Genomic DNA, 16156 nt, shown 5'->3' with positions numbered 1-16156 from the left:
TTCGCCGGGTCAGGGCAACTATGCGGCGGCGAACGTGTTCCTGGACGCGTTGGCGGTGCGCCGTCGTGCCGAAGGCCTGCCCGCCCGGTCCCTGTCATGGGGCCTGTGGGAGGAGACCAGCGAGCTCACCGCCACCCTCGGCGAGGCCGAGCTGCGGCGCATGAGCGCCGGCGGTGTCCTTCCGTTCAGCACGGAGGAGGGGCTCGCCCTCTTCGACCGTGCGCTCGCGAGCGGCCTGCCGCACACCGCGCCGGTCCAGCTGGACCGCGCCCGGCTGCGCGGCGGCGAGGACACTCCCGCGCTGCTGCGCGGCCTGGTGCGCGCCGCACCGCGCCGCACCACGGCGCCGGACGCCCAGGCGCTGCGCGGCAGGCTCTCCGCGCTGCCCGCGGCCGAGCGGAAGGAGGCCCTGCTCGAAACGGTGCGCGGCCAGATCGCCGCGGTCCTCAAGTACGGCTCGGGCGACCGGATCTCGGCCACCCGGCCGTTCACGGAGCTCGGCTTCGACTCGCTGACCGCCGTCGAACTCCGCAACCGCCTCGCCCGGATGGCCGGCACGAGGCTGCCCACCACGCTCGTCTTCGACTACCCCACGCCCGAGGCGCTCACCGGCCGTCTGCTCGCAGTCCTGCTGCCCGAGACGGCGGCCGAGGAGTGGGGCAAGGAGACCGTCGACCGTCTCGAGGCCATGCTCGACGACGAGCGTGACGAGGCCGATGTCAACAAGCTGACGGCCCGTCTGGAGACCCTGCTGCTGCGCTGGCGGGAACGCTCCAGGACGCTGGCCGGCGCCGCGCCCGGCGGACAGGCCCAGGGCACCGTGGCCGACGAGCTGAGCACGGCAAGCGAGGAAGAGCTGCTGCGCTACATCGACGACGAGATCGGGCTGAGCTGATGCAGGCACGGCCCACCAGCACGTTCTGTACGACGAGGGGTTTCGGACATGGCTGAGAAAGAGCAGGTCGTCGAGTACCTGAAGCGGGTGACGGCGGACCTGAAGCGCACCAGGGACCGTGTCCGAGACCTGGAGGAGGCCGAGCGCGAGCCCATCGCGATCATCGGCATGGGCTGCCGGTTCCCGGGCGGGGCCGGCACGCCCGAGGCCTTCTGGGACCTGCTGCGCGACGGCGTCGACGCCATGAGCGACTTCCCCGCCGACCGAGGCTGGCAGCAGCCCGAGGGCGGGACCCGTCCGCAGGGCGGCTTCCTCGACACGGCCACCGAGTTCGACGCCTCCTTCTTCGGCATATCCCCGCGCGAAGCCCTGGAGATGGACCCGCAGCAGCGCCTGCTCCTGGAGACCTCCTGGGAGACCTTCGAGCGCGCCGGCATCGACGTCGCCGACCTGCACGGCAGCAAGGCCGGGGTGTTCATCGGCGTCAACGGCGCCGACTACCCCGGCATGCTCAACCTTGCCGGGCACGAGTCCCTCGGCCACCTCCTGACCGGCAACGCCTCCAGCGTCGTCTCCGGCCGCGTCTCCTACACCCTCGGCTTCGAGGGCCCCGCCGTGACGGTGGACACCGCCTGCTCCGCCTCGCTCGTGGCGCTGCACCTCGCGGCCCGCGCGCTGCGCTCCGGCGACTGCCCGCTGGCCCTGGTCGGCGGCGTCACCGTGATGTCGACTCCCGGCGTGTTCGCGGAGTTCGGCAAGCAGGGCGGCCTCTCCGCCGACGCCCGCTGCAAGGCGTTCGCCGAGGGCGCCGACGGCACCGCGTGGGGTGAGGGCGTCGGCGTCCTGCTGGTGGAGCGCCTCTCCGACGCCCGCCGCAACGGCCACCGCGTCCTCGCCGTGGTGCGGGGCACCGCGGTGAACCAGGACGGCGCGTCGAACGGCATGACGGCGCCGAACGGCCCGTCCCAGCAGCGCGTGATCCGCGAGGCGTTGGCGAGCGCGGGTGTCGGCGCCGCGGACGTGGACGTGGTGGAGGCGCACGGTACGGGTACCTCGCTCGGCGACCCGATCGAGGCCCAGGCGCTGCTCGCCACCTATGGCCAGGAGCGGTCCGGTGGCCGTGCGCTGCTGCTGGGTTCGGTGAAGTCGAACATCGGCCACACGCAGGCCGCCGCGGGCGTCGCGGGCGTCATCAAGATGGTGCTCGCCATGCGCCACGGAGTGGTCCCGCCGACGCTCCACGTGGACGAGCCCAGCAGTCATGTCGACTGGGCCTCCGGCGCCGTGGAGTTGGCGACGGAGAAGGTCGCGTGGCCGGGCGAGGGACCGCGCCGCGCGGGTGTGTCCTCCTTCGGGATCAGCGGGACGAACGCCCACGTGATCCTGGAAGAGGCACCGCGGGAAGGTCCCGCCGAGGAGGCCGCCGCGCAGGACGCGGGCCCGGCCGAGCGGCAGGCCAACGGTGTGCTGCCGTGGATCCTCTCCGCCAAGTCGCCCGCCGCGCTGCGGTCCCGGGCGACGCAGCTGAGCGAGCACGCCGCCGCGCAGGACGCGGATCCGGCCCGGACCGCGGTCGCGCTGGCCACCGCGCGGACCGCCTTCGAGTACCGCGCCGTGGTCCTCGCCGAGGACGCCGCGGGGTTCACCGCGGCCCTCGACACCCTGGCGGACGACGGCACCGCGGGCCGCCACCTGGTCCACGGCACGGCGAAGCCCGGCGCCAGGACCGCCTTCGTCTTCGCGGGGCAGGGCGCGCAGTGGGCGGGCATGGGAGGGCAGTGGTACGAGCGGCTGCCCGCGTTCGCCGCGGCGTTCGACGCCACCTGCGCGGCCGCCGATCCGCAGCTCGACGTCCCGCTGGCGGACGTGGTGCTCGCCGGCGCCGCCGGGCGCTCCTCGGACCACGCGGAGCTGATCCATCAGACCCGCTACACCCAGATCGCCCTCTTCGCCGTCGAGGTCGCGCTCTTCCGAACCCTGGAGGCGTGGGGCGTACGTCCGGACGCCGTCCTCGGCCACTCCATCGGTGAGATCGCCGCGGCCCACGTGGCCGGAGTGCTCTCCTTGGAGGACGCGGTCACGCTGGCCGTCGCCCGCGGCGCCCTGATGCAGCGACTCCCCGACGGCGGCGCCATGCTGGCCCTGGACGCCACACGGGCGCAGGCCGACGCATGGCTGCGCGCGCTGCCCGCGCAGCACCGGCAGCAGGTGGCGATCGCCGCGGTCAACGGCCCCTCGGCCGTCGTCGTGTCCGGCGCGTCGGACGCCGTGGACCAGGTGGCCGAGGCCGCCACACAGGCCGGCCGGCGCACGCGCAGGCTCCAGGTCAGCCACGCCTTCCACTCGCCGCTCATGGAGCCGATGCTCGACGAGTTCCGCTCCGTGCTCGCGCGGCTCACCTTCTCGCGCCCGGCCGTCCCGATGATCTCCACCGTCACGGGCGAGCTCGCGGCGGACGACATCACGTCCCCGGACTACTGGGTCCGGCACGCCCGTGAGGCCGTCCGCTTCCAGGACGCCGTGCGCGCCGCGGAACCGCGCGTGGACGCCTTCCTGGAGATCGGCCCGCACGCCGTTCTCACCCGGCCCCTGGAGGACAGCCTCTCCGAGGGTCACTCCGCCACCGTCACCTCCGTCGCCCACCGCGAACGGCCGTTGGTCGCCGCCCTGCTGCGGGCGGTCGGCGCGCTGTGGACCGGCGGCGCCGACGTGGACTGGCGCGCCCTGCTGCCCGCCGTACCCGCGGGCCAGGACCTCCCCACGTACCCCTTCGAACGGCAGCGCTTCTGGCCCCGTGTCTCGCCGCGCCGCGCGGGCGACGTGAGCGGTGCCGGGCTCGCCGGGCTCGACCACCCGCTGCTCGGCGCCGCCGTCAGCGTCGCCGACGGCAGCTCCGCGGGCGGCTCCGTGCTCACAGGCCGCCTCTCGCTCACCACCCACCCCTGGCTCGCCGACCACGCCGTCGTGGGCGCCGTGCTCCTGCCGGGCACCGCCTTCGTCGAACTCGCCCTGCGCGCGGGGCAGAGCGTGGGCTGTGGCCGGATCCGCGACCTCACCCTGGAGACCCCGCTCGTCCTCGCCCCCGAGGACGCCGTGCAGATCCAGGTCGGCGTGGGCCCCGCCGACGACCAGGGCCACCGCCACGTCGTCGTGCACTCGCGCATCGAACCGTCCGACGACGGGACGGGCGGCGTCGGGACCGAGTGGGTCCGGCACGCCCAGGGTGTCGTCGCCCCCGTGGACCAGGGCCCCGAGGCCGACGGCTTCGGGTCGGTCACGGGCGCGGTGTGGCCGCCCCGCGGCGCGGTCCCGGTGGAGCTCGACGACTTCTACCCCGCCCTCGCCGAGCAGGGCTACGCCTACGGCCCCACCTTCCAGGGGCTGCGCAAGGCCTGGCGGCGCGGCGGCGACTTCCTCGCCGACGTGGAGCTGCCCGAGGGCGCGGCGGACGACGTCGCAGGATTCGGCGTCCACCCGGCCCTGCTCGACGCCGCCCTGCACGGCATCGGCCTCGGCGGCGTGGCCGACGACGCCGAGAACACCTCGCGGCTGCCGTTCGCCTGGTCCGGCGTGCGGCTGTGGGCGAGCGGCGCCCGCACCGTCCGCGTCTGCCTGACGACCGTGGGCACCGCCGCCGTACGCGTACGGATCGCCGACGCCACCGGCACCCCCGTCGTCGGCATCGACGAACTCGTGCTGCGGCCCGTCTCGGAGACCCCCGTGGGCCCGAGGCGCGCCGTGGTCGCGCAGTCCCTGTTCACCGAGGCATGGGAGCCGAGGAAGGAGGTGGCCCGGGACGCCGCCGGGAGCGGGGCCCCGCAGGTCTGGGGCCCGGACACCTCCCTCGACGCACTGGCCGCCGACGCCGACGGCGACACCGTGCTCCTGGACTGCACGGCGACCGGCGACACCGTGCTCCTGGACTGCACGGCGACCGGCGACACGGACACCCTCGCAGGGCTACGGGCCCACGTGGGCCACGCCCTGGAGCGCATCCACGCCTGGCTGGCGCACGACGGCATCGCCCCGGCCCGGCTGACCGTCCTGACCAGGGGCGCCGTCGAGGTGCACCCCGGCGAAGGCGCCGACCCGGCCCAGGCCGCCGTGCACGGCCTGGTGCGTTCGGCGCGCTCCGAGCACCCCGAGCGGTTCGCGCTGCTCGACCTGGCACCCGGCGCCGGGCCCGCCGACATCCCCTGGCCCGCCGTGCGCGCCGCGCTCGCCGACCGGGAGACCGAGATCGCGGTGCGGGACGGCGACGTCTTCGTGCCGCGCCTGGTGCGCGCCGCGCCCGACGCCGAGGCTCCCGCCGCGTACGCAGGGCAGGGCACCGTCCTGGTCACCGGCGGCACCGGCGTCATCGGCTCCGCCGTGGCCCGTCACCTCGTCACCGCCCACGGCGTACGCGACCTGGTGCTCGCGGGACGGCGTGGCGCCGAGGCGCCGGGCGCCACCGAACTCGTCGCGGAACTGCGCGCGGCGGGCGCCGAGGTGCGCCTCGCCGTCTGCGACGTCTCGCTGCGGGACGCGCTGGCCGAGCTCGTCGACTCCCTGCCCGAGCTGCGCGGCGTGGTGCACGCCGCGGGCGTCCTCGACGACGGCATGGTCACCGCGCAGACCGCCGAGCGCCTGGACACCGTACTGCGGCCCAAGGCGGACGCCGCCTGGCACCTGCACGAGCTCACCCGGGAGCGGGACCTCGACCTGTTCGTCCTGTTCTCCTCCGCCGCCGGCGTCTTCGGCTCCCCGGGCCAGGCCAACTACGCGGCCGCCAACACCTTCCTGGACGCCCTCGCCCGGCACCGCCGTGCCTCCGGGCTGCCCGCGCACTCGCTCGCGTGGGGCCTGTGGGCCGACCTCAGCGCCATGACCGGCACGCTCAGCGACACCGACATGGGCAGGCTGAGCCGCGGCGGACTGCGCGCCCTCAGCGCCGACGAGGGCCTTGCCCTGTTCGACGCCGCGCTGCGGCTCACCGCACCGGTCGCCGTTCCCGTACGCCTGGACCTGCGCGGCCAGGCCGACCCGCCCGCGCTGCTGCGCTCCCTGGCCAGGTCCGCCCCGCGCCGTGCCGCGACCGCCCCCGCGGCCGCCTCGTCCGCCTGGCACGAGCGGCTGCTCGGCCTGTCGGACGCGGAGCGCTCCGCCGCGCTCGTGGACCTGGTGCGCGAGTACGTCGCCACCGTCCTCGGCCACACCACGCCCGAGGACATCGAGCCCGGGCAGTCCTTCGACGCCCTCGGCTTCGACTCGCTGACCGCCGTCGAACTCCGCAACCGCCTCGCCGAGTTGACCAGGACGCAGCTGCCCACCACCCTCGTCTTCGACTACCCGAGCCCCGAGGCGCTCGCCGGCTTCCTGGACGAGGCGCTGGCAGGTCCCGCCGAGCGTGGCGCACGCGTCGTGCCGGCGCGGGCCACCGACGACGACCCCATCGCCATCGTCGGCATGGCCTGCCGCTACCCCGGCGGCGTCGGTTCGCCCGAGGAACTGTGGGACATGGTCGTCGGCGGCCGCGAGGGCATCGGCGGCTTCCCCGACGACCGCGGCTGGGACCTCCAGCGGCTCTACGACCCCGAGCCCGGCCGCACCGGATCGACGTACGTCCGCGAGAGTGGGTTCCTGTACGACGCCGCCGAGTTCGACGCGGGATTCTTCGGCGTCTCACCGCGCGAGGCCACCACGATGGACCCGCAGCACCGGCTGCTCCTGGAGACGTCCTGGGAGGCCATCGAGCGCGCGGGCATCGACCCGACGAGCCTGCGGCGCAGCAGGACCGGGGTGTACGCGGGCCTGATGCACCACGACTACGTGGCACGGCTCCAGGAGATCCCCGAGGAGATCGCGGGCTATCTCAGCAACGGCACCGCGGGTAGCGTCGCCTCCGGCCGCATCGCCTACACCTTCGGCTTCGAGGGCCCGGCCGTGACGATCGACACGGCCTGCTCCTCCTCCCTCGTCGCCCTGGACATGGCCGTCTCCGCGCTGCGCAGCGGCGTGTGCGACCTGGCGCTCGCGGGCGGCGTCGCCGTCATGGCGACCCCCGGCGTGTTCATGGAGTTCGGCAAGCAGGGCGGCCTCGCCCCCGACGGCCGGTGCAAGGCCTTCGCCGACGGCGCCGACGGCACCGCGTGGGGCGAGGGCGCGGGAATGCTCCTGGTGGAGCGCCTCTCCGACGCCCGCCGCAACGGCCACCGCGTCCTCGCCGTGGTGCGGGGCACCGCGGTGAACCAGGACGGCGCGTCGAACGGCATGACGGCACCCAACGGCCCGTCCCAACAGCGAGTCATCCGCGACGCGTTGGCGAACGCGGGCGTGGGCGCCTCCGATGTCGACGTGGTGGAGGCGCACGGTACGGGTACCTCGCTCGGCGACCCGATCGAGGCCCAGGCGCTGCTCGCCACCTATGGCCAGGAACGGCCCGGCGGCCGTGCGCTGCTGCTGGGTTCGGTGAAGTCCAACATCGGCCACACGCAGGCCGCCGCGGGCGTCGCCGGTGTCATCAAGATGGTGATGGCGATGCGGCACGGCGTGGTGCCGCCCACGCTGCACGTGGACCGTCCGAGCGGCCACGTCGACTGGGCTTCCGGCGCCGTGGAGCTGGCGACGGAGAAGGTCGCGTGGCCGGGCGAGGGACCGCGCCGCGCGGGTGTGTCCTCCTTCGGGATCAGCGGGACGAACGCCCACGTCATCCTGGAGCAGGCCCCTCGGGACGCGGCAGGACAGCAGGCCGGGGAGCCGGCTTCCGGTCTGCTGCCGTGGGTCCTCTCCGCCAAGTCGCCCGCCGCGCTGCGGTCCCAGGCGGCACGGCTGCGCGAGCACGCCGTGGCGCAGGACGTGGACCTGGCGGGAACGGCGGTCGCGCTGGCCACCGGGCGCACCGCCTTCGAGCACCGCGCCGTCGTCCTCGCCGAGGACGCGACAGGCTTCGCCGCGGCCCTCGACACCCTGGCGGCCGGGGACGTTCCCGGTGGCGCCGCCGTGCGCGGCGTGGCCCGCGGCGCGCTCAAGGCCGCGTTCGTCTTCCCCGGCCGGGCCGAAGGATGGGTGGACGCGGCGCGCGAACTTCTCGACGTCTCACCGGTGTTCGCCTCCACCATGGCCGAGTGCGCAGCCGCCCTCGCCCCGCACACCGGCTTCGCCCTGCTCGACGTCCTGCGCGGCGAACCCGCCGGGCCGGCCGACCCGGCCGTCGCCCGCCCCGCACTGTGGGCGGTCTCGGTGTCGCTCGCCGAGGTGTGGTCGGCCGCCGGCATCACCCCGGCCGCCGTCGTCGGCTTCGGCGGCGGCGAGATCGCCGCGGCCTGCGCCGCCGGTTTCCTGTCCCTCACCGACGGCGCGCTGCTCGCCGCCGGTCAGGGCCGCCTGCTCGCCGAGCACGAGCGCGACGAGACGGACCGCACCGAGCAGATCGAGGCTTTGCGCGAGCAGTTGACGGCTCTGGCGGCCCGGGTCACCGCGCGTGCAGGACGTGTACGGATGTACTCGGCCGTCACCGGGGCACGCCTCGCCGTCGACGACCTGGATGCCGCGCACTGGTCCCGCACCCTGCGCGAGCCGGTCGCGCCGGACGCCGCGCTGAAGGCACTGTTCGGCGACGGCGTCCAGGCCGTCGTCGAACTGGGCACCGGCGTCTCCCCGGAGACGACCGCCGCTGTCGAGGAAGCCACGGCGGCCGACGGCCCCGAGGTCCTGGTCACCGCCGCCCTGCGGCAGGGCCACGGGGCGCACCCCGCACTGCTGCCGACCGCTGCGGCACTGTGGGCGCGCGGCGCCGCCGTCGACTGGGCGGCCCTGCTCGATTCGTCGGCGCGCCCCGTCGACGTACCCACGTACGCCTTCCAGCACCAGCGGTACTGGCTGGACGTCTCCGCGCCCGCGGGCGACGCGGGCACCGTGGGGCTCACGGCAGCCGACCACCCGCTGCTCGCCGGCGCGGTCGAACCCGCGGAGAGCGACACGGCCCTGCTCACCGGCAGGCTCGCGCGAGCCACCCACCCCTGGCTCGCCGACCACGCGGTCGCGGACACCGTCGTGCTGCCCGGCACCGTCCTGCTCGACTGGGCGCTGTACGCGGGAGGCAGGCTCGGCTGCGCCCTGGTGGCCGAACTCGCCCTGGAGGCGCCGCTGGTGCTCGACGCGCACGCCGCCGTGCACGTCCAGGTGCAGGTCGGCGCGGCGGACGAGGCGGGCCGGCGCACCCTGACGGTGCACTCCAGGACCGAGCCCGCGGCCGGCGAGGAGGCGGGGGAGTGGACCCGCCACGCCCGCGCCGTCGTCGCGCCGGTCCCGAAGGGCCCCGTGGACACCTCGGTGTTCCGTGCCCTGTCCGGCGCCTGGCCGCCGCCCGGAGCGGAGGCTCTCGAACCGGCGGCCCTCTACGCCGCGTCGGAGGAGCGCGGCCACGTCCACGGGCCCGCCTTCCGCGGTCTGCGCGCCGCCTGGCGCAGCGGTACCGAGATCCTCGCGGAGGTGACGCTGCCCGACGAGGCCGCCGCCGCGGGGCACGGCTTCGGCGGCCTGCACCCGGCCCTGCTCGACGCCGCGCTGCACGCGCACACCGCCGAGCGGCCCGCGGACGCGGACACGGGCGGCGCGCAGGCATGGCTGTCCGCCGCCTGGGACGGGGTACGGGTCCTGGACGCCACGGCCATCACGACCCTTCGCGTACGGCTGTCCGACGCCGGGGACGGCACGCTCGGCCTGCACCTGGCCGACACCACCGGACGGCCGGTCGCCGAGGCCCGCAGGCTGACGCTGCGGGCGGTGCCCACCGCCGGCTTCCGGCGCGGCCAGGACGCCGATGCCCCCACTTCGCAGACGCCCGGCCGGCGGCCCGCCGCCCGGTCGGGGCAGGACGCCGTCGCGCGGGTCCTCGCCACCGACCCCGGCAAGCGGACCCGGCTCGTCGAGGACCTCGTCCGCACCGAGCTCGCCGCGGTCCTCGGGCACGGCGACGCCGAAGTCATCGATGTGGACGCCGAGTTCCTCGACCTGGGCGTCGACTCGATGGCGGGCATCGACTTGCGCGCAAGGCTCGGCTCCCTGCTGCGCCTCGAACTCGCCGCCGCCACGCTGTTCGAGCACCCGACCACGGCACTCCTGGCCGCGTACCTGGTCGACCGCGTCGGCACCGCGCCCGAGCCGGGCGACGCGGTCACCACCGGCGCGGCCGGCACCGCCCCCGCCTCGGCGTTCGACAGCCTGGAGGCCCTCTACCGCCAGTCCTACGCCCTCGGCAGGGCGGGCTCGACCGGCATGGACCTCATCCAGGCCGCGGGCAGGCTGCGGGCCTCCTTCGGCTCCGAGGCCGCGGCGGAGCACGTCCAGGAGCCCATCCGTCTCGCCAGGGGCGACGAGGACCGGGCGGCCCTCGTCTGCGTGCCGGCCATCACGGCGACCGCGGGACCCCTCCAGTACGTGGGGCTCGCCCAGCAGATCCAGGGCGAACGTGATGTGATGGTCCTGGTCAACCCGGGCTTCGCAGAAGGGGAGTTGGTGCCTGAGTCGTTCGGGGCGTTCCTCGACCTCCAGGTCGAGGCGCTGCGCTCGGCGGTGGGCTCGCGGCCGTTCGTGCTCCTCGGGCACTCCGCGGGAGGGCTGATCGGTCACGCGCTGGCCGTGCGCGCGGAGCAGGAGGGGCTCGCCCCCTCGGGCACCGTCGTCCTGGACACCTTCCAGGCCGGCACGGAGTTCTCCGCCGACCTCAGCCGGGCCATGATGGAGGGTCTCTTCGCCCGCGAACACCTGTTCGGCAGCGACGCGTTGAGTGGCGTACGCCTCAGTGCGATGGGTCACTACCACACGCTGATGGCCGAGTGCGCGATCGCGCCGACCAAGGCTCCGACGCTCTTCCTGCGCGCCGAGGACCCCCTGCAGTACCAGGCCGACGGCTTCGACGACGACGGCTGGCGGGCCTCCTGGTCCCTTCCGCACACGCTGGTCACCACACCCGGCGACCACTTCACGCTCATGGAGGAGAACATCGCCGTGACCACCGCCGCGATCCGCGGCTGGCTCGCGGAGCAGGACATCTGAACCACCCGACAGCACTCGGCAGTCCGTTCCCCTCCCTCGTTTTTCCCGGCCGTATCCACCGGCCACAGCACGACAACGACCCCGCGGCTCACAGTGATCCGTGCTCCAGAGGAGACAGTGCAGTGATAGTTCTCGGTTACAACGGCTTCTCCCGCGCCGTCGAGCTCTTCGGCAAGCTCTACGGCTATACGCAGGACAGCGTCGATCGGCACAGCTTCCTCGGTCACGACGCGGCCGCGTCGCTGTTCATCGACGGCAAGCTGGTCGCCGCCGTCGAGGAAGAGCGCATGAACCGGCACAAGAAGACCACCGCCTTCCCCATCAACGCCATGCGCTGGGTCCTCGACCAGGCGGGGCTCGACTTCGCCGACGTCGATTACTACGCCTTCGGCTGGCGGTTCACCCCGGAGTTCGCCGACGCCTCCATCTCCAAGATCGCCGGTGCGCCCATACCCCCCGAGTACAAGTTCCAGGCCATCTCCGGCATCGGCGAGCTCTACACCGGCATGCTCGGCAAGACCGCGATCCTCGAGGACTTCGCCCGCAACACCGGGCACGAGCTGGCCGAGGACAAGCTCATCACCGTGCCGCACCACCGGGCGCACCTCGCCTGCGGCCGCACCTTCGCCGGCTTCGAGGACGCCGCCTTCATCATCAGCGACGGCCAGGGCGAGGCGGACAGCGCCATCATGGGCGAAGTCCGCGACGGCGAGGTGAAGGTCTTCGAGCAGTTCACGATCGACGCCGCCAACTCGATCGCCCAGCTCTTCGCCGAGATCACGCGGTACCTCGGATTCACCCCGAACAACGACGAGTACAAGGTCATGGGCCTCGGCGGGTTCGGCGAGCCGCCGGCGCAGGAGGACAACCCGCTCCTGAACCACGTCATCACCTTCGACGGTCCCGGGCGCTACTCGCTCGCCCTGGCGGGCGACCCGCGCGGCCCGCGCGCCTACCTCGGCCTCTTCGACGAGATCTTCGGCGGCAACGACGACAACCGCGCCGAGTTCGAGTTCCAGGTCCGGGTCGCGAGCGCCGCCCAGCAGGCCCTCGAAGTGGTCACCGCACACCAGCTGCGTGCCCTCGCCGACGTCACCGACCTGCGCAACCTCATCTACGAGGGCGGTGTGGCGCTCAACTGCGTCAACAACACCAAGCTCCTGGAGGACCTGCCGTTCGAGCGCGTCGAGGTCAGTTTCGGAGCCAGCGACCCGGGTGTCTCCATCGGCGCGGCTGCCCACGTCGTCCGCGAGAAGAACGTCCCGCTCGTGCCCGTGAGAACGCCCTACCTCGGCCCGGAGTTCACCGCCGAGCAGATCCTCGGCACCCTGGACGGTTACACCGACCGCGTGACCTGGGAGGAGCACGCCGACGGCGCGATCGTCGCGAAGACCGCCGAGCTGCTCAGCGGCAGGACCGTCATCGGCTGGTTCCAGGGCCGCACCGAGTACGGCCCGCGCGCGCTGGGCAACCGCTCCATCCTGGCCAACCCCTCCCACGCGGACATGAAGGACGTCATCAACACCCGCGTCAAGCACCGCGAGCCGTTCCGCCCGTTCGCCCCGATCGTCCTCGAGGAGAACGCGCCCGAGGTCTTCGAGATGGGCAAGAAGGAGCGTTCGCCGTACATGACCTTCGTGTTCCCGGTGAAGCCCGAGTACACGCGGACCATCGCGGCCGCCACGCACGTCGACGCCACCTCGCGCATCCAGACCGTGACGGACGACAGCAACCCCCGACTGGCCGAGCTGCTGCGCGAGTTCACCGCGCGCACCGACGTGCCGTGTCTGGTCAACACCTCTTTCAACGTCGCGGGCGAGCCGGTCGTCAACTCCCCCAAGGACGCGGTCGAGTGCTTCCTCGGCACCGACATCGACTACCTGGTCCTCGGCGACTACCTGGTCACGAAGCGGTGAGCGCACCCACCGGAATCGCCTGGCGCGCCCGTACGGCGCTCGTCCTGGAAGCGGTCGGGGCGGTGGCCACGGTCGGCCCCGTCATCGCCGTCATCGAGGTGTGCAGGGAACTGCTCGACAGCGATCCCGACGGCGGCCGGATCGGCCGGCTCGTCCTCGTGGTCGCCGCCGCGGCGGTCGTCGGGTTCGCGGCCCAGCTGGCGGGCCGCGTCCTGAGCAAGGAGGCGGGGGTGCGCACCCAGCACGCCCTGCTCCTCGCGGTCAGCGGCAGGCTGCGCGGCGCCCGCGCGGCCCGCCCGCTGTACGCCGCCTGGAAGGAACACGGCACCACCCTGGGCCGTGACATCCACTCGATGGGCGTGATGGTCGGCCGGGCCGGCTCGGAACTCTTCTCGGCCGTCTCGGTGTTCGTCCTGTCGATCGGCTACCTGTTCTGGATCGACTGGCTGATGGCGCTCATCACGCTGGCGCCGATCCTCCTGGGCTTCGCCGTCTTCGGATTCATCTCCGCCCGCTTCTTCAAGGAGATGGCGACCGACTACGCGGCCAGCATCGGCGTCATCGACGCCGTGCGGCCCACCCTCACCCTGCCGCGGCGCGTCAACCCGGTCGGCACCCGGACCGACACGGCCGAGGCCACCCGGACCTCGGCCCGCCGCCTGGCCGACGTCACCGACGAGTTCAGCGAGTTCTTCCGCGTACGCATCGGCTCGCTGCTCGGCGGCCGTGCCCTCGCGGAGATCGCCTTCTCGCCGCTGACCGTGCTCGTCTTCGTGCTGTGCGGAGGCGCGCTGCTGATCCGCTCGGACTCGCTGACGCCCGCCGACCTGGTGCCGTTCCTGCTGCTCGGTGCGGGACTTGCCGCGCCCCTGCTGGCCATCACCTACTTCCTGGAGGAAGTGGGCGAGGGCAAGAAGGCCGCGGCGCGTCTGACCCAGTTCGCGGGGAGCGCACCGGCAGGGCCCGGCGACGCGAAGCCGAAGGCGGACGCCAAGAGGGGCACCGAGAAGGCGGACGCGGACAAGGAGACAGAGGCGGAGGCGGAGCCGGAGGAGGACCCGGGCCCCGCCATCGAACTGCCCGAGCAGGGCGTGCTGACCGTCGTCGCCGCCACCGACGCGGACGCCGACGCGATCGTCGACCGGATCACCGCGGAGACCCCCGAGGAGCGGTTCGCCGCGATCGAGGCCGACCCCGCGGTCGTCATCGGCGCGATCGGCGCGTACATCACCGCCGACCGGACCGACGGCGACACCAAGGAGGCCGAGCGGGCCGCGCGCGCCGCCGGCTGCCACGAGTCGATCGCCGCGCTGCCGCGCGGCTACGACGCGGTCGTGGGCACCGAGGCCCCGCAGTCCTACCCGGAGATCCAACGGCTCGCGCTCGCCCGGCTGCTCGCCGCCGACCGCGATGTCGTCCTGCTCGACCAGCGCGCCTTCTCCGGCGACCCGGACACCCTGCGGGCCGCGGTCGCCGAGTTCCGGGAGCGGGCCTGTGTGGTCGTCGTCGCCACCGGTTCCCCGGTGGTCGCCGACGGCCGGATCGTGGTGAGCGGGGCCGGAAAGGTGGTCGCGTCCGGCACCCACGAGGAGCTGGCGCAACCCGGCGGACCGTACGCCGGGCTGTTCGACCCGGCCGGGGACGCGTGGCGCGCCACGGGCTCCGCGGCCCTGTCCCAGGAGGTGTCCCGATGAGGCCCGTACTCGCTCTCTTCCTGCAGGCCACGGGGAAGCGGGCGCTGCGGTCGCTGTGCCTGTTCCTGCTGGTCGGCTCCGTGATCCAGGGCATCGCCTTCGCCTTGGTGGTGCCGGTCACCGAGGACCTGCTCACGCCGGGTGCGGCGGTGCCCTGGACGTGGATCGGCGTCATGGCCGCCGTCGGTGTGGTGTACGGGGTGCTCCACCACCGCAGCGTGCCGATGGGCAACGACCTGGGCGCCGAGCTGGTGACCACCCTGCACAGGGCGGTCGCCGAGCGCACGCAGAAGCTGCCCAACCGGAAGCTCGACGCGGGCCACTCCGACCGGCTCGCCGCGCTCGACGGCACCGCGGTCGTGGTCCTGATGGGCCTGCCCGCCCACGTGCTGCGCCCGGCGGTCGCGGCCGTCGCCACCCCGCTGACGGTGATCGTCATCAGTGCCTTCTTCGACGTGCGCGTCGCACTGACGCTGGCCGTGGGTCTGGTCGTCCTCGCGCTGTGCTCCCTCCTCGTGGCCAGGCTGCTCGTCCGGCGCGAGGAACCGGACGGTGCGGAGTGGCTGCGGCGGAGCTACGGACAGCACGGTGAGCCGCACTCCGGCGGCCATGTGCTGCCCGCCACCGGCGAGGTGCTGCTGTGGCGCGTGGTCGAACTCGCCTCCTGCGCCGCCGTCGGCGTGACGGCCGCGCTGGCCTCCGGCGACGGTCTCTCGGGGACCGAGGGCGTCGCGCTGATCGTCCTGGCGGTGCTCACGTACCGGCCCATGATGGAGGCCGTCCTGCTGACGAGCACCATCATGAACGCCCGCGAGGTGATGGCCGGCATCGGCAAGCTCCTCGGCACCCACGAGGAGGACGCGCGGGCCGAGAGGCCCGGCGCCGACTGGCCCGGCCGCGCCGACGTCGTCTTCGACGGCGTGGGCCTCGCGGTCGAGGGCACCACGGTGCTGGACGGGGTCTCGTTCGAGACCGCGGACGGCACCACCACGGCGCTCGTCGGCACCCCCGACGGCACCCGGCTGCTCCTCGGCGACCTGCTGACCGGCGATGTCACCCCGACCCACGGGCAGGTGCGCATCGGCGGCACGGACGTCACCACCCTCGCCCCGTCCGCGGTCGAGGGGCACATCGCCAGGGTCTCCCCGCAGGCGCTCGGGCTCACCCACGAGGAGGCGGCCCTGGTACTCGGCTCCTTCCCCGAGGAGTCGGCGGAGCGTCCCGGCGTGCGCGAGGCGCTCGACCGGCTGCGGGCCGCGGTGGCGGAGGAGGCGGCGCTGTCCGAGGGGGACCGCTGGCGGCTCGCGCTGCTGCGGGCGCTGCGGAACGACCCGTCGCTGGTGGTCGTGGACGCGACCGCGGGGACGGACCCGTTCGTCGCCGACGCGCGCCTCGCCGAGCTGCTCGCGGAGCTCACGCGGGGCCGCACCTGCTGGCTGATCACGGGCAACGGCGGTGAACTCCCGCCGTACGACAGCCTGGTGGAGGTCACGGGCACCGGTGTCACCCCGCGGACGCCCGCGCAGAACTGACGGGCGTCGCGCATACGAAGACGGTGCCGGGCCACAGCGGCGACGCGGTGGCCCGGCACCGTCCGGGCCTGGGGGCGGATT

At 74.1% G+C, this 16156-nt stretch carries 5 protein-coding genes; all 5 read left to right on the top strand.

Features of this window, described 5'->3' with window-relative positions:
- Positions 1–895 (top strand): beta-ketoacyl reductase (locus UW392_RS47095; RefSeq protein WP_320781509.1); only part of this gene is annotated, 895 nt, incomplete at its 5' end.
- A gap of 48 nt (positions 896–943) precedes the next feature.
- Entirely contained in the window at positions 944–10933 is a 9990-nt protein-coding gene (locus UW392_RS47090; RefSeq protein WP_320781508.1) for an SDR family NAD(P)-dependent oxidoreductase, read from the top strand.
- Between the two features lie 122 nt (positions 10934–11055).
- The gene (locus tag UW392_RS47085; protein WP_320781507.1) at positions 11056–12849 is read left to right on the top strand and encodes a carbamoyltransferase; all 1794 of its coding nucleotides are present in this window, start codon (positions 11056–11058) and stop codon (positions 12847–12849) included.
- Positions 12846–14543 (top strand): ABC transporter ATP-binding protein, encoded by a 1698-nt coding sequence (locus UW392_RS47080; protein WP_320781506.1) that lies wholly within the window; start codon positions 12846–12848, stop codon positions 14541–14543. Before UW392_RS47085 ends, UW392_RS47080 begins: the two co-directional genes overlap by 4 nt.
- Positions 14540–16075 carry an ABC transporter ATP-binding protein gene (locus tag UW392_RS47075; RefSeq protein ID WP_320781505.1) on the top strand — a complete coding sequence of 512 codons (1536 nt, stop codon included), beginning with the start codon at positions 14540–14542 and terminating at the stop codon, positions 16073–16075. Before UW392_RS47080 ends, UW392_RS47075 begins: the two co-directional genes overlap by 4 nt.
- Positions 16076–16156: the final 81 nt, after the last annotated feature.

The sequence above is a fragment of the Streptomyces sp. CRN 30 genome, from assembly GCF_034105845.1.
Note: the sequence above shows the minus strand (reverse complement) of the source record. Positions and strands in the feature narration are given on the sequence as shown.

What these genes read in the sequence shown, in the direction of transcription:
- UW392_RS47090 (WP_320781508.1), top strand. Translation starts at nt 944, where the DNA reads ATGGCTGAGAAAGAGCAGGTCGTCGAGTACCTGAAGCGGGTGACGGCG.
- UW392_RS47075 (WP_320781505.1), top strand. Translation starts at nt 14,540, where the DNA reads ATGAGGCCCGTACTCGCTCTCTTCCTGCAGGCCACGGGGAAGCGGGCG.